This is a genomic window from Streptomyces mirabilis, from assembly GCF_039503195.1.
Taxonomy (GTDB): domain Bacteria; phylum Actinomycetota; class Actinomycetes; order Streptomycetales; family Streptomycetaceae; genus Streptomyces; species Streptomyces mirabilis_D.
Genome location: NZ_JBCJKP010000002.1, coordinates 112,078 through 130,753 on the forward strand (window position 1 = coordinate 112,078; position 18,676 = coordinate 130,753).

The following is an 18,676-nucleotide window of genomic DNA, read 5'->3' on the forward strand; positions in this document are numbered from 1 at the left end:
CGCTGCGCACGCTGCGTTCCGCATGCGCCACCTGCCCCTCGGCGACCTCGCACCTGCCACTGTTGCCATCGGTTCGGATGCATGACTACAGTAGTAACGAAAGCTGACTAGTTCGGATGATGGCACTCGATCTGGTGCTCACAGACGCCAAACGAGGGTCAGCTGGCCCACCGCATCATCGCGGGGCGGTGCCCGTCCCACGGGAGCTGCGCCTACTCCCAACTCACCCCGAAACCCAATCTCAGATAAAGGACCAGAACTCATGATTTTGATTACCGGAGCCACCGGCACTGTCGGTTCGGAAGTCATCACAGCGCTCCTCCCCGCCCAGGCAGGTCACATGAGGGTTCTCACCCGCAATCCTGGCGCGGTTTTCCCCGACGGCGCCCAGAAAGTGGTGGCCGACCTCGGTGACAGCGATCTGGCACCCGTGCTGGACGGTGTACACGCGGTGTTCTTGCTAACCGACGGGCTCCACATCGCCGCCCACGATCACCGGCTCATAGCCGCGGCGCAGCGAGCGGGCGTGGAGCGGATCGTCAAGCTGTCCGTACGCAACGTCGGACACGACGCCACCGACCCGATCACCACCTTGCACCGGGCTGGCGAGGAGGCGATCCGCGACAGCGGCATCGGGTGGACGTTCCTGCGGCCCACCGCGTTCATGTCCAACGCGCTCAACTGGGCGGGAATGGTCGCGGCCGATCAGGTCGTGTACGCCCCGTTCGCCGTTGGCCGGGCAGCTGTCGTCGACCCGGCGGACATCGCAGCGGTCGCCGCGGCCTGCCTCACCCAAGACGGCCACAATCACCACGTCTACGAGCTCACCGGCCCCGAACCGCTCAGCCCCTCCGACCAGGTCGCAATCCTCAACCAGGTGCTGGGCCGCGACCTGCGCTACGCCGAAGCCGACCCGGCCAGCACGCTCGCGCAGATGGTGTCCTATGGCATGCCCAAGGAGCTCGCGCACGCCGTCATCGAGCTCTTCCGCTCCACCGTGGAACCGTATAACTCCGAGCCGACAGGCGACATCACCGCAGTCACTGGCCGCCCGGCACGCAGCTTTACCGACTGGGCCCAGGCCCACCACAACGAGTTCCCCGCTCCCGAAGCCGTCCAGAACGCCGCAACCATCGAGGAGTCACGGTGAGGACCTCCGGCCCCGGGGTCGACACCCACGAGATGGTTCTGATCCACCGTGTCATCCGGCGCGAGTTCGGCCAACTCCCCCGACTGTTTCGCTCCGCGGCCAACGACCGTGCACGATCAAAGGTCATCGGCGCGCACGCCCGGGAGATGCTGGACTTCCTGCACACGCACCACACCGGCGAGGACGAACTGCTCTTTCCCTTGCTGCGCAAGCGAACCACGCTCGACCGGGATCTGATGGACCGGATGGACGCACAGCACGTGCAGGTCGACGACACCGTCACAGCCGTCAACGCGGAACTGCCGGTGTGGACAGCGACCGCCGACGCAGCCACCGGCGAGAAGATGGCCGCCCGCATCGAAGCCACGATGCCGACACTGATCGATCACCTGGCCGAGGAGGAGCAGAAGCTGCTCCCGGTCGTCTCGGTCACCCTGACGCAAAGCGAATGGGACGCACTCGGCAAGCACGGCATGAGCGCGATCCCGCTCACCCGGCGACTGGTCATCCTCGGCCACATCACCGAGGAAGCCAACGACGCGGAACGCCAGAGGTTCATGCAGGTCATACCCGCCCCAGCCCGTTTGGCCTACAAGCTGATCGGCCACCGCCAGTTCACCCGCGAAACCACCGCGCTCCGCGGCTGACCCAGCTCGCGCCCCGGCGCCACAGCCCAAACACATCCTTTCTCCAGCGAGAGGTGCTCCCCCGGCTCCAGGCTGAGGGCGTCGAGCGCCTGGATGCTCAGCGGGACTTCCTCGAGCCGGTACTCGCCGCGGTCCGGGTCGGCGAACTCCGGACCGGTGCGGTCCGCCTCGGACCAGGACCGGATACGGGCCAGGTAAAAGTACTGGCGCTGGTGCGCGTCGGCCAGCACGTGTAGCAGGTCCTTGAATCGGGCTGCGGACTCCGTACACGGTGGCCCGGTCACGGGTGACGGCTGCCGGGGACAGCGGTGCGGTAGGAGGCGAGGGCCTGTTCGTAGGTGGGCAGCAGGCCGCGGGCGGCGGCCTCGGAGAGGCTGGGGGCGTGGGTGTCCTTGTCGGAGCGGATGAGTTGTCCGGTGGTGTTCCAGGGGATGCCGATGTCGGGGTCGAGGGCCTGGATGTCGACCATGGTGCCGGGCACGTACTCCTCGGAGCACAGGTAGTTCATGCAGGTGTCGTCGCTCAGGGCGAGGAAGGCGTGGCCGAGGCCGTCGGCAAGGTAGACGCCGATGCCGGAGCCGGCTTCCTGCAGGGTGGTGTCGAACATGCCGAACGTCGGGGAGCCGACGCGCAGGTCGACGACCACGTCCAGGGCGGCGCCGCGCACACAGGTCACCAGCTTCGCCTGGCCCGGCGGCAGGGTGGTGCCGTGGATGCCGCGCAGCGTATTGCGCCGGGAGACGGAGAAGTTGACCTGCCGGACGGTGAACGGCTGGCCGCCGGCCGCCGTGAGGCCGCCCAGCCGCCAGGCCTCGAAGAACAGGCCCCGGTTGTCCGGCAGTTGCGACGGTGTGATCCGGAAGGCGTCGTGGACCTTCATCTCCTCAATGGCCATCCTGTCTCCTTCGTGGGTACCCCCGGCTTCAGCCGGGGGGTGAAACGAAGCTCCCGCGGAGCGGGGCAAGGGGCGGCGATTCGCCGCTAGGCGGACCGCCGTTGTCAGTGGCGTGCACTACGTTGATCACACGAGTTGGAGGGGGTGACTCCATTGATCCGCGCGTACAAGTTCCTTCTGTATCCGACCATGCGTCAGACCCAGGCGTTGGGCGAGATGCTGCGGGATCACTGCTCCCTCTACAACGGGGCGCTTGAAGAGAGGCGGTCCGCGTACCGGCACGCGTCGAGGACGACCGTGCGCTACGGCCGGCAGTCCGGACAGCTCAAGGACATTCGGGCGTTCGATCCGGAGCGTCAGGGCCGGTGGTCTTTCTCCTCGCAGCAGGCGACGTTGCGCCGCCTGGACAAGGCGTTCACCGCGTTCTTCCGCCGCATCAAGTCCGGTGAGGCTCCCGGCTACCCCAGGTTCCGGGGTGTGCGCCGGTTCGACACGGTGGACTTCCCCAAGGACGGGGACGGCTGCCGGTGGGACTCCACGCCGCACGATCCGCAGACCCGTGTCCGCTTCCAGGGCGTCGGGCACGTCAAGGTCAAGCAGCACCGGCCGGTGGCCGGGAAGGTCAAGACCGTTTCCGTCAAGCGTGAAGGGCGCCGCTGGTACGTGATCCTCACGGCCGACCAGGCACCGCCCGAACCGCTCCCCGCGACCGGAGCCGTGGTCGGTATCGATCTGGGGATCGCCTCGTTTCTGACCACCTCCGACGGCCGGCACGTCGACAACCCGCGCCACAGCCGCAACGCCGCGAAAAAGCTGGAGGCAGCGCAACGGGCCCTCGCCCGCAGCAAGCGCGGGTCGAAGCGACGACGCAAGGCCGTGGAACGCGTCGCCACCCTGCACCGCAAGGTGCGCCGCCAACGCCTCGACCACGCACACAAGACCGCGCTCGGTCTCGTCCGCGACAACGATCTGATCGCGCACGAAGACCTCAAGATCCGCAACATGAGCAAGGCCCCCGAGCCGCGCCCGAACGGGGACGGAACCTACGCCCCGAACGGAGCCGCGGCGAAGGCCGGACTCAACCGAAGCATCGCCGACGCCGGGTGGGGGTGTTCCTCGCGATCCTGGCCGCCAAGGCGGAAGGTGCCGGACGGGAAGTGATCGCCGTGGATCCCCGCAACACCTCCCGCACCTGCCCCGACTGCGGGCACGTCGCCAAGGAGAACCGGCCTACCCAGGAAAAGTTCCACTGCCAGGCCTGCGGCCACACCGCACACGCCGACGTCGTAGGGGCTTCCAACGTACTGCGGGCCGGGCTGGCCCGTCGTCAAGCCCAACCAGCTTGACGAGAAGCCCCCTCGTTCACGAGGGGGAGTAGTCACGCGTCCTCGGTTCGTCGGGGCGTTGGGGCGCCGGTTCACGGGATAGCGCCGGGCCGGCGCCACCCCACGGGTGGCGCCGGCCCGGCGCCAGGTCAGTGCAGGGGGGCCGGTGCGCTCTCCTGCGCGGGGGCGGCCTGCGCGACGGGGGCGCTCGCGGCGGCGCGCCGGCGGGAGGGGGCCCCCAGCATGGCGAAGGTGGCGAGGGCCACCGCGGCGGCGCCCACCCACATGGCGGGCACCAGGCCGTCGACGAAGTTGCGCGGTGAGGCGTAGCCGCCGTTGGCGCTGAAGATGGAGGCGAGCAGGGCCACACCGAGGGCGGCGCCGACCTCGCGGGTGGCGGCGGTGACGCCGGAGGCGATGCCCTGTTCGTGTTCGGCGACCGAGCCCATGGTGAGGTTCATCAGCGGGGCGTAGAACAGGGCCATGCCGGCGCCGCAGATCATCAGGGAGGGCAGCTGGGCGGCGTAGGAGACGTCCGGCTTGAGGACGAAGGCCCAATAGACCATGCCGGCGGTCATCATGGCGAGGCCGAGGGTGACCACGGGTTTGCCGCCGATGCGGTCGGAGACCATGCCGCCGATGGGGGCGACCACCATTGGCATGGCGGTCCAGGCCAGCAGCCGTACGCCGGCCTGCATGGCGGTGTAGCCCTGGATGTTCTGCAGGAACTGGGTCATCAGGAAGATCGCGCCGAACATGCCGACCGACATGAGGGCGCCGGCCAGGTTGATCGCGGTGAAGGCGCGGTTGCGGAACATCCGCATCGGCACCATCGGGTGTTCGGTGCGGTTCTCCCACACCACGAACAGGGCCATCACGGCGGTGCCGCCGATCAGCGCGCCCAGGACCTGGGGGATGTCCAGCCGTCTCCGTGGCCCTTGATGAGGCCCAGCACGATGCCGAACAGGCCCAGGCTGGCCAGGGCGGTGCCGACGGCGTCCAGGCGGGAGTGGGCGATGCGGCTCTCGGCGAGCTTGCGGAAGGACAGCGGGGCAAGGGCCAGGCCGATCGGCACGTTCAGCCAGAAGATCCACTGCCAGGACAGGTGCTCGACGATGGCGCCGCCCACCAGCGGGCCGGCGGCGATGGACAGTCCGTTGACGGCGCCCCAGATGCCCAGGGCCGCGCCGCGTTTCTCGGCGGGCACGGCGGCGGTCAGCAGGGTCACCGACAGCGGCATGATGATGGCCGCGCCGACGCCCTGGACGGCGCGGGCGGCGACGAGTTCGTTGATGCCGGGCGCGAGGGCGGCGGCCGCGGAGGCGGCGGTGAACAGCAGCAGGCCCAGGCTGAAGACCTTGCGGCGGCCGAAGCGGTCGCCGAGGGCGGCGCCGAACATCATCAGGACCGCGAAGGACAGGGTGTAGGCGTTGACCGTCCATTCCAGGTCGGTGAGGCTGCCGCCGAGTTTCTCGCGGATGGTGGGCAGCGCCGTGATGATGACGAGGTTGTCCAGTCCCGCCATGAACGAGGCGAGGCTGGTGGTGAGAATGGCCCAGAAGACCACCCTCCTGGTTTCACCGCCCGGGGATGGGGGGTTGACGGTGCTCATCCGAGCATCCTTTCTGGAGGCGGGTCGTGCGAGATGCTCATCGCCGTGACCGGTCCGGCCCGCGGCGCCCTGGTGCCCGCGCGCGGGCCGGTACGGCGCCGTCGACGCTACGGACGTCTGCTCAAGTCCTCCTCGAGTCCCGCTCGGCACACGCGGGCGCGGCGCGGCGCGGCCCGGATACCGGCCACCGGTATCCGGGCCGCGCCGCGCCGCGCCCGCGGAGAGGGAGGGGGTCAGGCGAGCTGGCGCTGGAAGGTGGCGATGTCGAAGTAGAGGGTCTCGTCGATGAGGACGTCGCCGTCGAAGTGGAAGAAGACGGCGACGGGGGCGTCGATGGACTTGCCGCGGTTGGGGATGCCGCGCCAGTCGGCCTGCTGCCTGCCGCGGGCCTGTGCCTCGAGGATCACGGCGGTGGGCGTGTGGTGCACGTGGTGCAGTTCGTGCTCGAGGTCGGGGAAGGCGGCCTTGAGGTCGGCGAAGTAGCCCTTCTTGATGGCTTCTTCGCCGATCAGCGGGCCCTCTTCGAAGGCCTGGATGCGGTAGACGCCGCCGCGCGGGAAGGTGGCCAGCACGCCGTCGATGTCCCAGGCGATCTCGGCGACCGTGTGCTGCAGGACGACCGCCTCGCGCTTCTTGCGCAGTTCGGCGTCGGGCTGCGGGAGATCCGCGCCGGGCAGGGTGAATTCGTGTGCTTCGGTGGCCATGACCATTCCTCCACGCATCGGCCGTATGTCGGTTGGGGCCGACGCTAGGGCGCACGGCTCGCTGCGCCCTGGGGTCCGGCTCGAACTCCGGGCCTGCGGCGGTGTGTTCAGGCGGTGGGCTGGAGGGTCGCGGTGTTGCGGGGCGGGCGGTAGGTGGGGCGGTAGCCGCAGGCCAGGGAGAGCGGGGAGAGCAGCAGGCACAGGGCCGTGTCGAGGGGGTAGGGGCGGCCGGTGACGACGCGGTACTCGTCGCGGAAGGCGAGGGCGAGCAGCGGCATCTGCAGGCGGGGGGTGCCGTCGGGGCGCAGCCGGCCTTCGTTGGTCAGGCCCCAGAGGGTCTCGAAGACGGTTTCGGTCCGGTAGGCGGGGGTGGTGCGCCAGATGACCCGGGTGGGTTCGGGGCCGGGGTTCCACATGGAGTGGACGGCGCCCGGCGGGATGTAGAAGTCGGCGCCTTGTTCGTACTCGTGCAGGACGCCGTCGAGCTGGAGGCTCAGGCGGCCGCTTTCAAGGCGCATGTGTTCGGTCTGGCGGGGGTGGTAGTGCTGGGGCGGTTTGATGACGGCGGGGGCGTATTCGACTTCGACTTCGACGAAGGCGCCGTCGGTTTCGGCGGCGGTGGTCAGGAAGGTGAGCTTGTCCTTGCCGAGGTGGAGGGTGTCTCCGGGGCGTGCCATGGGCCTCTCCGTGTCTGTCGGGGGCTGGGGGGTGGTCAGGCGGTGCGGGGGCCGGCCGGGGCGGGGGCGGTGTGGTGGCGGGGCAGTCCGAAGTAGGCGGTGAGCAGGTTGAGGACGCCGATGCCGGTGGCGATCCAGAAGCCGAGGTGGAGGCCGTCCAGCCAGGCCAGGGCGGGGGTGGTGCGGTGGGTGAGTTCGTGGGTGGTGCGGGTCAGGGCGCTGGTGGCGACGGTGGCCACGCCGAGGGAGGCGCCGACCTGGAAGGCGGCGACCAGGACGCCGGAGGCGATGCCCTGCTGGCGGGCGGGGATGTCGGAGACGCCGTGCACGTTGACGGGGATGCCGCAGCACTGCATGGACGCGCCGAGGATGAGCAGGGCGGGCAGCAGGTGCAGCAGGTAGGTGCCGTGCTGCGGGGCCTGGGTGAGCAGGATCAGGCCGAGGACGGAGCCGGCGGCGCCGGCGAGGTAGACGGGGCGGGGGCCGGCCTTGTGCATGATGCGGGTGGCGGGGGCGGTGACGAGGATGGCGACGACGCCCAGTGGCAGGAACGCGAACCCGGACCTGAGGGTGGAGTAGCCCAGGGTGCGCTGCAGGTAGTAGCTGCACAGGAAGAGCACGGACGCCTGTACGCCGCTGGTCAGGACGCGGCCCAGGCCGGCGGTGGCCAGGGAGCGGGTGGCGAACAGGTGCAGCGGCATCAGCGGGTCGGGGGTGCGGCGTTCGATCAGGACGAACGCGGCGAGCAGGGCGAGGGAGGCGGCGGCCGGGGCCAGGACGTAGGGCGTGGAGGCGGCGCCGTGGTCCTGGATGTTGACGATGGCGTAGACGAGGGCGGCCAGGCCCGCGGTGACGGTGACGGCGCCGGCGATGTCGGGACGCGAGCCGCGGATACGGGTCTCGGGGCGGCCCCGGGACAGCAGCAGGACGCCGGCGACGGCGACGATCCCGAAGGGCAGGTTGATGTAGAAGATCCAGCGCCAGCTGAGGCTGTCGGTGATCAGGCCGCCGGCGATGACGCCGAGGGTGCCGCCGAGGCCGGCCAGCGCGGCCCACACGGCGAGCGCGGTGGTGCGTTCGCGGCCCTTGGGGAAGGTGGTGGTGACCAGGGACATCGCGGCCGGTGAGAGGAAGGCGGCGCCGCAGCCCTGCAGGGCGCGGGCGGCGATCAGCAGGCCGGCGCCCTGGGCGAGTCCGCACAGCAGGGAGGCGGCGGTGAACAGCAGGGCGCCGAGGAGGAAGGTGCGGCGCCTGCCCCAGCGGTCGGCGGTGCGGCCGCCGAGCAGCATGAGGCCGCCGAAGCACAGGATGTAGGCGGTCAGCACCCATTCGACGGCGGTGGCGCCGGCCTTGAGGTCGGCCTGGATGGCGGGCAGGGCGAGGTTCACCACGGTGGTGTCGAGGAGCACCATGAACTGGGCGAGGGCGACGAAGACGAGCAGGCGCCAGCGGCGGGGATCCGCTGCGGCGCCGGCGGGTGCGGTGTCCGTCGTGCGGGGGGCGGCGGTGTGGTCGGTGGTCATGGCTCCCTCTCGGATGGATCTGCCTCCCGCCCCCCTTGCCCCTGCTCCTCCTGCTGCTGCTTCTTCTTGCGTTGCGTCGGCGGGGTGGGGGCGGGAGGGGCGGCCCGGTCAGGCGGCGGGTGCCTCGATGTAGCTGAGGGCGTTGTAGATGGTGCGGTGGGGGTCGGTGATGGCGCGCCGGCCGTGCATGACGCGGGTGTTGTCGATGACGGCGGCGTCGCCGTCCTGCCAGTCGAGGTTCTCGGTGAGGCGGGCGGTCACCTCTTCGACCTCGGCCAGCAGCTGCGGGGACAGGGCGGTGCCGTCGGCGAAGGTGATGGTGGGCTTCTCGTAGTTGAAGGAGGGGCCCAGGATGCTGTTGGCGAAGGAGGGGCGCGGCCCGAACACGGTGGTGCCGGCCGCGGGGGTGGTGAAGGAGTAGCGCACCCCGCCGTCGTCCTGCGGCACGATCTCGGTGCCCGGCAACTGGCCTGCCAGCGCGAGGAGTTCTTCGACGCCGATCTCGTCGGCGGGCTTGGTGCGGCCCAGCAGGTGGTGGGCCATCGCCCGCCACTGCGGCTCGGCGACGTAGCGGCTGTAGACGATGTCCTGGGCCGCGAACGCGGTGCGGGCCCGGGGGCTGAGGGCGTCCCAGACGCGGTAGCCGTCGCAGACGGTGGTCTGGGAGCCGGAGGAGGCGGCCTTCTCGCAGAAGAACCAGGCGAGGTGGGAGCGGAAGGGGCTGTTGCCGTTCTCGGTGTGCAGGCCCACCTCGTCGAAGCCGGCGTCGACCTTCTGGGCGACCTCGGAGTAGAAGTCGCGGGCGGGGTCGAGGGTGGTGGAGGTGGAGGTGTGCTGCACCAGGGCGGTGAAGGCGTCCATGTCCGCGCCGAAGCCGCGCAGCAGCAGGAAGCCGGCCTGGGAGAGCAGGTCGCGCAGTTCCTTGGGGTCGATGCCGTCGAGGCCGCCGGGGCCCGCGGGTTCGACCAGCAGGCCGCTGCCGGTGCCGTAGGGGGTGGTCTTCACAGCCGTGCTCATGCCTTCTCCTTGGTCTCAGGGGCCGCGGCCGCGGCGGGGGTGGGGGGCTGGTCGAGGACGTGCGCGCGCACGACGTCGCGGCGGGGGCGTCCGGTGACGGTGAAGCAGGTGGCGTAGGCGGGGTCGTCCTCGGACATGAGGTGGACGACGGCGGCGCGTTCGATGCCGGAGAGTTTTCGCCGGCCGAAGTCGGTGATCTCGCGGCGGGCGGTTGCGGGGTCGAGGCCGGCGTCGATGACGAACAGGCCGTGGACCTGGTCGAGGCCGTCGGCGACGACGGCGGCCTCGCGGACGAAGCCGAGTTCGCGGTAGCGGGCCTCGACCCATTCGGGGGCCACGTTGCGGCCGCCCGCGGTGATGACGAGGTTCTTCTTGCGTCCGGTGATCCGCAGATAGCCGTCGGCGTCGATCTCGGCGAGGTCGCCGGTGTGCAGGCGGCCCTGGTCGTCGACGACGACGCTGGAGGGGTCCTCGCGGGTGTAGCCGGCGAACAGGGAGGTGCTGCGGATGAGGAGTTCGCCGTCGTCGGCGAGTTCGGCGTGCACGTGGTCCAGGGGGCGGCCGACGGTGCCGAAGCGGACGGCGCCGGGGAAGTTCCAGGACACCACGGAGGAGTTCTCGCTCAGTCCGTAGCCCTCGTGGACGGTCAGTCCGTAGGCGTCGAGGCGCTGGAGGATCTCCGGGGGGACGGGGGCGCCGCCGCAGGCGATGAAGACCGGCCCGTCGTGTCCGAAGATCCGCCGGTGGCGCTCGGTGACGCTCTCGGCGGGCTGCTGGTCGCACAGGGCGAGGAAGAGGCCGGCGACGGTGGGCGGCACGACCAGGGCGGTGGGGCGGGCCGCTCGCAGCAGGGTGAGCATGCGGGGGGCGGCGTCGGCGGCGGTGCCGACCAGGGCGGTGCCCGGCGGCAGGAAGGACACCGAACCGCCTGCCAGGAAGGGCATGTAGAGGCCGGCGACCTGCTCGATGAGGAGGCTGAGCGGGACGATGGACAGGTAGCGCTCGAAGATCTCCGGGCGGGTGCGGGCGCGCAGTGAGGTGAGGAGTTCGTCCAGGCCGTGCCGGCGGATCTGGACGCCTTTGGGGGCGGAGGTGGTGCCGGAGGTGTGGATGACCTTGACGATCTGGTCGTGTGCGGGGATCTGCGGGGGCGTGGCGGGGCGGGGTGCGCGGGTAAGGGCGGGCAGGTCGAGGGGAAGGGCGGGGCAGCCGTCCGGGAGGACGGGCTGGGGGGTGCTGGTGCGCCAGCGGGCCAGGGCGGCTTCGCCCGCGGCGTCGGTGAGGCACAGGTCGGCGCTCTGCAGGAGGGAGGCGGCCTGCTGGGCGGTGAAGGCGGTGGGGACGGGGATCTCGACGGCGCCGGCGAACAGGGCGGCCAGGTCGGCGGCGACCCATTCGGGCGAGTTCTCCGCGAGCAGTCCCACCCGGGCCGGCCGGCCCAGCGCCTGGGCCTTTTCCTGGAGTTGGGCGGCCAGGGTGAGGGCGGCGCCGGTCAGGTCGCGGTAGCTCCAGGCGTCGGGCGCGGAGCCGTCGGCGGCCAGCACGCGGACCATGACGGCGTCGCTGCCGGCCCGCTCCAGGAGCCCCTGGGCGAGAGAGAGGCGGGTGGGGGTGTCAGGCGGCACGGGTGAGCACCCCCTGCTGCGGGCGGTTGCTCAGCAGCCGCATGTCGACCGAGGTGAAGCAGTAGCGGCCGATGGCGGCCAGCAGCAGGGTGGACTGCTCGGCGGCCTCGGCGTAGCCGACGACGGGCCGGGTGTCGTAGTAGGAGCCCCAGGCGGCCCGTTCGCCTTCGGGCAGGCGTTCCGCGCTGGCGTCGGCCAGGGGGTGGAAGACGCAGCCCAGGCGCTGCATGAGGGCGGCGAGCCGGCCGGTCATGGTCATCACCGCGTACGGGCGGCCCAGGCAGGCCATGATCAGCGGGATCGCCTTGATGATCTCGGCGCCGGCGGCGGGCCGTACCGAGGCGATGGAGCCGATCTGCAGGACCTGGGAGCGTTTGACGGGGGCGCCCACGGCCCGGGTGATGACGTCTTCGACGGGGGCGTCGAGGTAGCGCTCGAGCAGGATGTTCTCTTCCTCGGGGAAGGACAGGCCCGCGCAGGCGAGGACTTCCTCCTGGCCGTCGGCGGCGGTCTCGAAGAAGGCGAGGAAGCCGTCCGGGTCGGGCGAGATGCTCGCCTGGTACTGCTTGGCGAACACCAGCCGGGCAAGGTCCGCGGCGGTCTGCCAGTCCGGGGTGCCGCGCTCGGACAGGGTGATTCTCATGTGCTGCGCTCCCTAACAGGGTGGGGTGGGACGCGGAGGGGGACTCAACGCCCGAGCGCCGCGGAGCGGTGTGCCGCCGGGCGGGCGTGCACGGCGAGTCGGGCGGCCCGCAGGGCGCTGTTGATGGAGGTCTCGGCGAGGATGCCGGGGGCGGCGACGCTGTCGCCGGCCAGGTACACGCCGTCCCCGCGGTCGATGGCGGGCCGGTCCCGCCAGCTGAGGCCGGGCAGGTCCAGGGCGCCGGTGCGGCCGCGGGAGACGCCTTCGCGGCGCCACAGGATGCGGGTGCGCCAGCCGGGGGTGGTCAGGTCGAAGAGTTTCTCCAGCCGGGCCAGGGCGTCGGCCTTCGACTCGCCGGGCCGTAGTGGCATCTGTCCCTGGAAGAGGGCCTGGCCCTTGGGGGCGAGGGAGGGGTCGTGGTCGGAGTACTGGGAGGTGAAGCCGCCCTCGTCCATGTCGAAGGAGACGTTGCCGTCCTTCTTGGAGTGGGTGACGGCCATGTCCAGCAGGGCGGCGGTGCCGCTGGGCCATTCAAGGGCGGGGTCGCGGAGCAGGCTGCGTGCGGAGGCCAGCGAGGTCGCCACGATCACCGGTCCGCCGGTGGGCAGTTCGCTCAGCCGTGAGTTGGTCTCGATGACCACGCCGCGGGCGCGGGCGACGCGTTCCATGCGGGCGATCAGCGCGCCCCAGCCGCCGATGAAGTAGCGGCTGGGCAGCGGGAAGCGGGGGGTGCCCACGCGCAGCAGCCGCTCCCACACGAAGGCCGCCGACAGCCGTCCGGGGTCGCCGTCGAAGAGGATCGGGCCGAGGAAGCCGAGGGCCTCGTTCACGGTCTGCTGGGCGAAGCGTTCGCTGGCCCAGTCCTGGAAGGAGCGGTCGATGGGGACCTCGATGCCGCGGTGGCGCCAGGTCATCTTCATGTAGCCGGACGGCAGGGTCATCCGCAGCCGGCCCTGGTGGCGGAAGCGCATCCGGGTCCACTCGTGGAAGGACAGCCGCACGTAGCGGCCGGCCAGTCCGCGCTGCAGCAGCCAGTGCCAGGCGTCGCCGTTGTCGAAGAAGGTGTGCGGCCCGTCGTTGGTGACGTAGGGGCCGGCGGCCGAGCGGGCGCGGCCGCCGGTGTGGGAGTGGGCCTCGTGGACGGTGACGCGGGCGCCCTGTTCGGCGGCGGAGATCGCCGCGGTCAGGCCGGCCAGTCCGCCGCCGATGATCGTGATGTTCGCCATGGTTATCGCACTCACTTCGCCTTCGAGGGCCCGCGGGCCGGGGTCGGGGGTCAGCCGTCGAGGGTGGCCATGGCACCGACGGGGTAGCGGTCGCCCGCCGTGGAGCCGTGGGGGGCGATCTCGTCGAGGGCGGCGAGGTCGGCCGCGCTCAGTTCGACGGCGCAGGCGGCGAGGTTCTCTTCCAGGTAGGTGACGCGTTTGGTGCCGGGGATGGCGACGATGTCGTCGCCCTGGGCGAGCACCCAGGCCAGCGCGAGCTGTCCGGCGGTGATCTTCTTGGCGGCGGCCAGTGCCTGCAGCCGCTCCACGATGTGGAGGTTCGTCTCGAGGTTGCCCTGCTGGAAGCGGGGCACGACGCGGCGGAAGTCGTGTGCGGCGAGGGCGTCGAGGCTGCGGATGGCTCCGGTGAGCAGGCCGCGGCCCAGCGGGCTGTAGCCGACGAAGCCGATGCCCAGTTCGCGGACGGCCGCAAGGACGCCGTTGGCCTCGACGTCGCGGGTGGACAGGGAGTACTCGGTCTGTACGGCGGTGAGCGGGTGCACGGCGTGGGCGCGGCGGATGGTGGCGGCGGACGCCTCGCAGATGCCGAGGTGGCGGACCTTGCCGGCGGTGACGAGGTCGGCGAGTGCGCCGGTGGATTCCTCGACGGGGACGGCGGGGTCGACGCGGTGCAGGTAGTACAGGTCGAGGCGGTCGGTGCCCAGCCGGCGCAGGGTGGCGTCGATGGAGGTGCGGATGTAGTCGGGGCGGCCGTTGAGGCGGCCGGTGATGGTGCCGTCGGCGGTGACTTCGTTGCCGACCTTGGAGGAGACGGTGATGCTGTCGCGGCGGCCGGCGATGACGCGGGCGACGAACTCCTCGTTGCTGTGCGGGCCGTAGAAGTCCGCGGTGTCCAGGAGGTTCACGCCCAGTTCCAGGGCGCGGTGCGCGGTGCGCAGGGCTTCCCGGTCGTCGGCGGGCCCGTAGGCGAAGGTCATGCCCATGCAGCCGAGTCCCTGCTCGGAGACCTCCAGCCCCTGGCTGCCGAGTTTTCGTTGCCGCATCATCGGTTCCTTCCTGAGCCGTGCACGGGGCGGTTGTCGTCCAGCAGTGAGCGTCTAGCAGTGACAGTGTCGGTGTCTTTGCTAGAGAAGTGGTGGGGTGCCGGTCCCCCGGTGCTCGGACGGCAGTCAGCCGGCGGTGGTCAGTTCGCTGGTGACGGACATCCAGGTGTGGCCCGCCGGGGCGGCGTTGGCGGCGAGGTGGGTCCACGGGTCGGTGCCCAGCACCGCGGCCGCTTCCTGGCGCAGCCAGGAGTCGAAGGGGTCGGCGGAGGCCGCCAGCCGGCGGGCGGCGCCCTGCGGGTCGCGGGCCTCGATCCGGTGGACCAGCACGTCCTGGCCGCCCAGGGGCTGGAGGGCGAAGGACTCCTGGAGGATGCCCGCGCGGCGCCGGGAGGCCTCGTAGGCGCGCAGCCGCTCTCCGGCGAGCTCGGCCTCAAGGGCGTGCCAGGCGCCGGCGGCGCCGGGCGGCAGCGGCAGCAGGGCGCCGGCGCTCGTGACGGTGCGGCGGGCCGCGGCGCGGGCGCCGTTGCGGGCGGCGGGGGCGAGCCGGCGCAGGCCGAGCACGGCCAGCATGTTGGACTCCACGCCGATGCCCCAGCGTTCGGCGATCAGGCCGTCGGCCAGCAGCCGCCACACCACGACGCCGGTGAACTCGATGGCCTGTCCGGTGGGCGGCGCGCCGAGGAAGTCGCCGAGGTGGGTGCCGCGCCAGGTGTTGTGGATGACGACGTGGTCGCCGTGGGCGCTCATGTCCTCGATGGTCACGTGCAGGTCGGGGAAGCCCTCGCGCAGGCCGGCGATGGTGTAGCGGACGCCTTCGAGGCCTTCGGGGGCGCCGGGCAGCGGCTGGTGGTCGATCATGTGGGGGCTGTAGATCTCGTCGACGACGGAGAAGTCGCCCTGGTTGACGAAGGCGTCGAAGACCCGGCGGATGGTCTTCTTGTTGCGTTCCTCCACGCTGCGGGCGGTGCGCTCCGTCTCTTGTATCGACACGTTCTCTCGTCCTTCGGTCTCGGCGTCCCGCGGGTGCGGGGGCGCAGGGGCGGGGTCGGGGGCGCGGGGCGGTCAGTGGCCGGGGAAGGGGGCGTCCCAGGTGAGGGTGAGGCCCGCGTACAGGTAGCGGCTGGCCTCGATGGCCAGCAGCAGGACCGTGTCGCCGGGGCGGATGCGGCCCTCGCGCCAGCCGGCGTCGAGGGCGAGGGGGACGGCGGCGGAGCCGGTGGCGCCGACGTCGGTGAGGTTCTCCACGATGGTTTTGCTCAGGGTGGCCTGGTCGGCGGGCGACAGCCCGGCGGCGGCGTACTCGCTGGCGAAGTACTCGGCGTTGCCCTCGGGCAGCACGCACGCGTCGAGGTCGGCCAGGGCCAGGCGGGAGCGGGTGAGCAGGTCGTGGATGCCCTCGACGAAGACGCGGGGGCCGAACTGGGCGGTGCCGGGGATGTCGAGGCGGATGTCCATCAGGCGGGGGCGGCGCTGCTGTTCGGCGAGGGGGGCGTCGGTGCCGCCGCCGACGATGAGCATGCCGGGTTTGCGGGCGCCGCCCAGGGAGCGGGTGGCGAAGACGGGGCGCGGGCGGCCGTGGGCGGAGCCCTCCTCGCCGGCGCGCAGCACCAGGGCGCCGGCGCCGTCGCCGAAGGTGTAGACGGTCAGCCGGTCGCGCATGCGTACGCGTTCGGGGTCGCGGCCCAGGAAGACGGGGGCCAGCAGCGGGGAGACGGCCTCGGCGCCGATGACCAGGGCGGTGGTGTAGGTGCCGTCGGCGAGCAGGCGGCGGGCGATGTCGTGGGCCTGGACGGCGCCCACGCAGCCGGCGCGGACCTCGATGACCGCGCAGTCCTCCAGGCCGAGCTGCTGCTGGACGTAGGTGGCGGCCACGGGCAGGAGGTAGTCGGGGCTGGCGGTGGACAGGACGATCAGGTCGATCTCGCCGGCCTGGACGCCGGCCCGCTCGAGGGCCTGGCGGGCGGCGGCGGTGGCCATCTGCGAGGTGCTGGTGGTGTGGGCGCCGGTGGCCGGGTCGACCATCCAGTGCCGGCGCTTGACCTGGATGCCGTCCAGGACGTCGGCGGGCAGCGGGCCGCAGAAGCGGGCCAGGGCGTCGTTGTCGAGGGCCTCGCCCGGCAGGTGGGCGCCGGTGGCCAGGACCGAGACATGGCGTGCGCGGGGTTCGGCGGGCGGGGCGGCCGGGGTGTGGGGCATGGTCAGTTCTCCGTTGCGGGACGCAGGACGAGGCTGATGTGGGTGCCGCCGAGCGAGGAGCTGTTGATGAGCACCGGTCCCGCCGCCACCCCGCTTGCCGGGGTGGTCCAGGCGGTGAGGGCGAGGAGGGCGGCCATGTGGGCGCCCGCGCCGACCGGTTCGCCCAGGGTCTGTTTGGGGGTGTGCACCGGGCAGCGGGCCTCGGCGGCCAGCCGGCCGGTGGCGAGGGCCTCGGGGGCGTCCGCGCGGGTGAGGCCGGCGGCGTTGGCCCAGATGCCGGTCAGCTCGCCGGGGGTGAGGCCGGCGTGGGCGAGGGCGGCGTGCATGGCGCGCTCGACGCCCTCGCCCTGGGCGTTCCAGCGGCCGATGCCGGCCGCGTCGCCGGCGGCGCCGTGGCCGGCGAACTCGGCCAGGATGCGGGCGCCGCGGGCGCGGGCGCTGGATTCGCGTTCCAGGACGAGGGCGATGCCGGCCTCGGCCAGGGTGTAGCCGGCGTCGTCGAACAGCGGCAGTCCGCGGTAGGCGGCCAGCACGCCCGGGGAGAGGTCCTCGACCGCCGGGCACAGCACCGCCTCGGCGCGGTGCTGCAGCAGCAGGTCGTGGGCGACGGTCAGGGCGGAGGCGCCGGCGGCGTGGCCGGTGGTGACGGTGGAGGTGGGGCCCTTGGCGCCGACGTGCATGGCGACCTGGCCGGCGGCGGCGTTGAAGACGGTGTTGGGGAAGACGGCGGGGCTGCCGTGGGCGGGGCAGCCGCCCAGCACCGGCAGCAGGAAGTCCTCGATGCTGCGCATCGGGCCCAGTCCGGTGCCCAGGACGACCCCGGTGTGCTCGTCGGCCCTGAGGCCGGCGTGGGCGAGGGCGGCGCGGCAGGAGGCGACGGCGAGCTGGGAGAGGCGGTCCATGCGGCGCCGGTCGCGGGCGCCGATGTGGGCGGCGGGGTCGAAGACGGCGCGGGCCACGCGCAGGCCGTCCTCGTCGGCGCCCAGCCGCCGCCCCTGCCGCCAGGCCTCCCACAGCGCCTCAAGTCCTGCGCCGGCGGGGGTGAGGGCGGCGCCCCCGGTGATGACGACCTTCTCGGCGGCGGGCGGGGCGGGGACGGTGAAGCGCCGTCCGGAGGGCCAGCCGAAGGCGACGCAGGCATTCGCGCCGGCGAAGGCGAAGTTGTTGGACAGGGCGGCGTTCATGGCCAGTTCGCGGCCGGTGTCGGGGACCGCGTCCAGGCCGCACTTGGGGTCGGTGCCGGTGAAGTTGGCGGTCGGCGGGGCGATCTGTTCGACCAGGGCCTTGACGGTGACGATGGCCTCGACCGCGCCGGCCGCGCCCAGCAGGTGGCCGATCATCGACTTGGAGCTGCTCAGGGCGGTCTTCTGGGCGGCCTCGCCGAACGCGGCGCGCACCGCGTTGGACTCGGCGGAGTCGTTCTTGGGGGTTCCCGTGCCGTGGCCGTTGATGTAGCCGACGTCCCCCGGGGTGATGCCGGCGGCCTTCAGGGCGCCGCGGATGGCGCGGGCGGCGCCCTCGCCCTCGGGGTGCGGGGCGGTGGCGTGGTAGCCGTCGGCGGACAGACCGTATCCGAGGACCTCCGCCAGGACGGGGGCGCCCGCGGCGCGGGCCACCGACTCCTCGGCCAGCACCAGCATGCCCGCGCCCTCGCCCAGGGACAGCCCGTCGCGGTCCTTGGAGTAGGGGGCGGCGGGTTTGGCGGACAGCGACTGGAGGCTGGTGAAGCCGGCGAACGCGGTCTCGGTGAAGGCGTCGCTGCCGCCGGCGAGCATCGCGTCCGCGCGGCCCGCGGCGATCGCCTCGGCGGCGTGCGCGATGGCGTGTGCGCCCGAGGCGCAGGCGGTGTTGACGGACAGGGCCGGTCCCTTGAGAGCGAAGGCGGCGCTGAGTGCCTCGGCGATGGCCTGCGGCGGGACCAGGAGGTAGTGCAGGGCGTCGTCGGGCAGGGCGGTGCCCTCGCGGCTGCGGCGGGCGAGTTTCTCGGCGCTGCGCAGGCCGCCGTTGCAGGAGCCGAACGCCACCCCCCAGCGTTCGGCGGGCAGTTCCGCGAGGCCCGCCTGCCGGAGGGCTTCGGCGGCGGCGGTCAGCGCGAAGTCGACGGCCGGTTCCCGCTCGCTGCCGCCGAAGGCGGCCAGGTAGTCGTAGGCGGGCCGGGACAGCGGAGGCACTTCGCCGCCGATGGCCGTGCCGTAGCCGTCCATCGGCATGCCGGTGACCGGGCCGATGGCCGAATGCCCGGCCCGGATGCCCTCCCACAGCGCGGCGGCGCCCTCGCCCTGGGCGGTCACGGCGCCGACACCGCAGACCACCACGGTCCGGGGCCGGGCCGCGGTGTCCGGCCGTACGGCGCGGTCGTGGACGTCGGTCATGGCCGCACTCCTTTCGGA

General features: G+C 72.2%; 15 protein-coding genes and 2 pseudogenes. 3 read left to right on the top strand and 14 right to left on the bottom strand.

Features of this window, described 5'->3' with window-relative positions; all coding sequences use genetic code 11:
- The first annotated feature begins 262 nt into the window (after positions 1–262).
- Together AAFF41_RS51010 and AAFF41_RS51015 are read left to right on the top strand one after the other, a co-directional pair.
- Complete coding sequence (locus AAFF41_RS51010) at positions 263–1,150, top strand: NmrA family NAD(P)-binding protein (RefSeq protein ID WP_319754648.1); 888 nt, start codon at positions 263–265, stop codon at positions 1,148–1,150.
- Entirely contained in the window at positions 1,147–1,797 is a 651-nt protein-coding gene (locus tag AAFF41_RS51015) for a hemerythrin domain-containing protein (RefSeq protein WP_319754649.1), read from the top strand. Before AAFF41_RS51010 ends, AAFF41_RS51015 begins: the two co-directional genes overlap by 4 nt.
- Here AAFF41_RS51015 and AAFF41_RS51020 read toward each other — a convergent pair.
- Both AAFF41_RS51020 and AAFF41_RS51025 read right to left on the bottom strand, forming a co-directional pair.
- On the bottom strand, positions 1,740–2,027 hold the full coding sequence (locus tag AAFF41_RS51020; RefSeq protein WP_319754650.1) for an NUDIX hydrolase: 288 nt from the start codon (positions 2,025–2,027) through the stop codon (positions 1,740–1,742). The genes AAFF41_RS51015 and AAFF41_RS51020 overlap by 58 nt on opposite strands.
- 50 nt (positions 2,028–2,077) lie before the next feature.
- The gene (locus AAFF41_RS51025) at positions 2,078–2,692 is read right to left on the bottom strand and encodes a dTDP-4-dehydrorhamnose 3,5-epimerase family protein (RefSeq protein WP_343326549.1); all 615 of its coding nucleotides are present in this window, start codon (positions 2,690–2,692) and stop codon (positions 2,078–2,080) included.
- A 153-nt stretch (positions 2,693–2,845) separates the two neighbouring features.
- On the opposite strand from AAFF41_RS51025, the pseudogene AAFF41_RS51030 reads away from it, so the two are divergent.
- A pseudogene (locus AAFF41_RS51030) lies at positions 2,846–4,038 on the top strand (RNA-guided endonuclease InsQ/TnpB family protein).
- A 128-nt stretch (positions 4,039–4,166) separates the two neighbouring features.
- Here AAFF41_RS51030 and AAFF41_RS51035 read toward each other — a convergent pair.
- The 12 genes and pseudogenes from AAFF41_RS51035 to AAFF41_RS51090 form a co-directional block, all read right to left on the bottom strand.
- Positions 4,167–5,542 (bottom strand): annotated as a pseudogene (locus tag AAFF41_RS51035) (DHA2 family efflux MFS transporter permease subunit).
- Between the two features lie 320 nt (positions 5,543–5,862).
- Positions 5,863–6,333 (bottom strand): ester cyclase, encoded by a 471-nt coding sequence (locus AAFF41_RS51040; RefSeq protein ID WP_054231420.1) that lies wholly within the window; start codon positions 6,331–6,333, stop codon positions 5,863–5,865.
- 107 nt (positions 6,334–6,440) lie between these two features.
- Entirely contained in the window at positions 6,441–7,010 is a 570-nt protein-coding gene (locus AAFF41_RS51045; protein ID WP_319754264.1) for a cupin domain-containing protein, read from the bottom strand.
- Between the two features lie 35 nt (positions 7,011–7,045).
- Positions 7,046–8,533, bottom strand: a complete 1,488-nt coding sequence (locus AAFF41_RS51050) for an MFS transporter (protein WP_266997844.1) — start codon at positions 8,531–8,533, stop codon at positions 7,046–7,048.
- Between the two features lie 108 nt (positions 8,534–8,641).
- On the bottom strand, positions 8,642–9,550 hold the full coding sequence (locus AAFF41_RS51055) for a TauD/TfdA family dioxygenase (protein WP_319754262.1): 909 nt from the start codon (positions 9,548–9,550) through the stop codon (positions 8,642–8,644).
- Positions 9,547–11,175, bottom strand: a complete 1,629-nt coding sequence (locus tag AAFF41_RS51060; protein ID WP_343326550.1) for an AMP-binding protein — start codon at positions 11,173–11,175, stop codon at positions 9,547–9,549. The genes AAFF41_RS51055 and AAFF41_RS51060 overlap by 4 nt, the downstream gene beginning before the upstream one ends.
- Positions 11,165–11,818, bottom strand: coding sequence for a thermostable hemolysin (locus tag AAFF41_RS51065; protein ID WP_319754260.1), 654 nt, complete (start codon positions 11,816–11,818; stop codon positions 11,165–11,167). Before AAFF41_RS51065 ends, AAFF41_RS51060 begins: the two co-directional genes overlap by 11 nt.
- Positions 11,819–11,862: 44 nt before the next feature.
- On the bottom strand, positions 11,863–13,044 hold the full coding sequence (locus AAFF41_RS51070; RefSeq protein WP_319754258.1) for an FAD-dependent oxidoreductase: 1,182 nt from the start codon (positions 13,042–13,044) through the stop codon (positions 11,863–11,865).
- 50 nt (positions 13,045–13,094) lie between these two features.
- A complete protein-coding gene (locus tag AAFF41_RS51075) occupies positions 13,095–14,087 on the bottom strand; it encodes an aldo/keto reductase (protein ID WP_054229522.1) in 993 nt (330 codons plus the stop codon).
- A 126-nt stretch (positions 14,088–14,213) separates the two neighbouring features.
- Positions 14,214–15,080: an ester cyclase gene (locus AAFF41_RS51080; RefSeq protein WP_319754257.1), complete on the bottom strand. Its 867-nt coding sequence runs from the start codon at positions 15,078–15,080 to the stop codon at positions 14,214–14,216.
- Between the two features lie 72 nt (positions 15,081–15,152).
- On the bottom strand, positions 15,153–16,286 hold the full coding sequence (locus AAFF41_RS51085; RefSeq protein WP_143651781.1) for a 3-oxoacyl-ACP synthase III family protein: 1,134 nt from the start codon (positions 16,284–16,286) through the stop codon (positions 15,153–15,155).
- 2 nt (positions 16,287–16,288) lie between these two features.
- Positions 16,289–18,658, bottom strand: a complete 2,370-nt coding sequence (locus AAFF41_RS51090; RefSeq protein WP_319754255.1) for a beta-ketoacyl-[acyl-carrier-protein] synthase family protein — start codon at positions 18,656–18,658, stop codon at positions 16,289–16,291.
- Positions 18,659–18,676: the final 18 nt, after the last annotated feature.

Excerpts from the sequence above, each read along its gene's own strand:
- AAFF41_RS51050 (WP_266997844.1), bottom strand. The coding sequence starts at position 8,533 with ATGACCACCGACCACACCGCCGCCCCCCGCACGACGGACACCGCACCC.
- AAFF41_RS51090 (WP_319754255.1), bottom strand. The coding sequence starts at position 18,658 with ATGACCGACGTCCACGACCGCGCCGTACGGCCGGACACCGCGGCCCGG.
- AAFF41_RS51065 (WP_319754260.1), bottom strand. The coding sequence starts at position 11,818 with ATGAGAATCACCCTGTCCGAGCGCGGCACCCCGGACTGGCAGACCGCC.
- AAFF41_RS51040 (WP_054231420.1), bottom strand. The coding sequence starts at position 6,333 with ATGGCCACCGAAGCACACGAATTCACCCTGCCCGGCGCGGATCTCCCG.
- AAFF41_RS51075 (WP_054229522.1), bottom strand. The coding sequence starts at position 14,087 with ATGCGGCAACGAAAACTCGGCAGCCAGGGGCTGGAGGTCTCCGAGCAG.
- AAFF41_RS51070 (WP_319754258.1), bottom strand. The coding sequence starts at position 13,044 with ATGGCGAACATCACGATCATCGGCGGCGGACTGGCCGGCCTGACCGCG.
- AAFF41_RS51025 (WP_343326549.1), bottom strand. The coding sequence starts at position 2,692 with ATGGCCATTGAGGAGATGAAGGTCCACGACGCCTTCCGGATCACACCG.
- AAFF41_RS51085 (WP_143651781.1), bottom strand. The coding sequence starts at position 16,286 with ATGCCCCACACCCCGGCCGCCCCGCCCGCCGAACCCCGCGCACGCCAT.
- AAFF41_RS51045 (WP_319754264.1), bottom strand. The coding sequence starts at position 7,010 with ATGGCACGCCCCGGAGACACCCTCCACCTCGGCAAGGACAAGCTCACC.
- AAFF41_RS51055 (WP_319754262.1), bottom strand. The coding sequence starts at position 9,550 with ATGAGCACGGCTGTGAAGACCACCCCCTACGGCACCGGCAGCGGCCTG.
- AAFF41_RS51010 (WP_319754648.1), top strand. The coding sequence starts at position 263 with ATGATTTTGATTACCGGAGCCACCGGCACTGTCGGTTCGGAAGTCATC.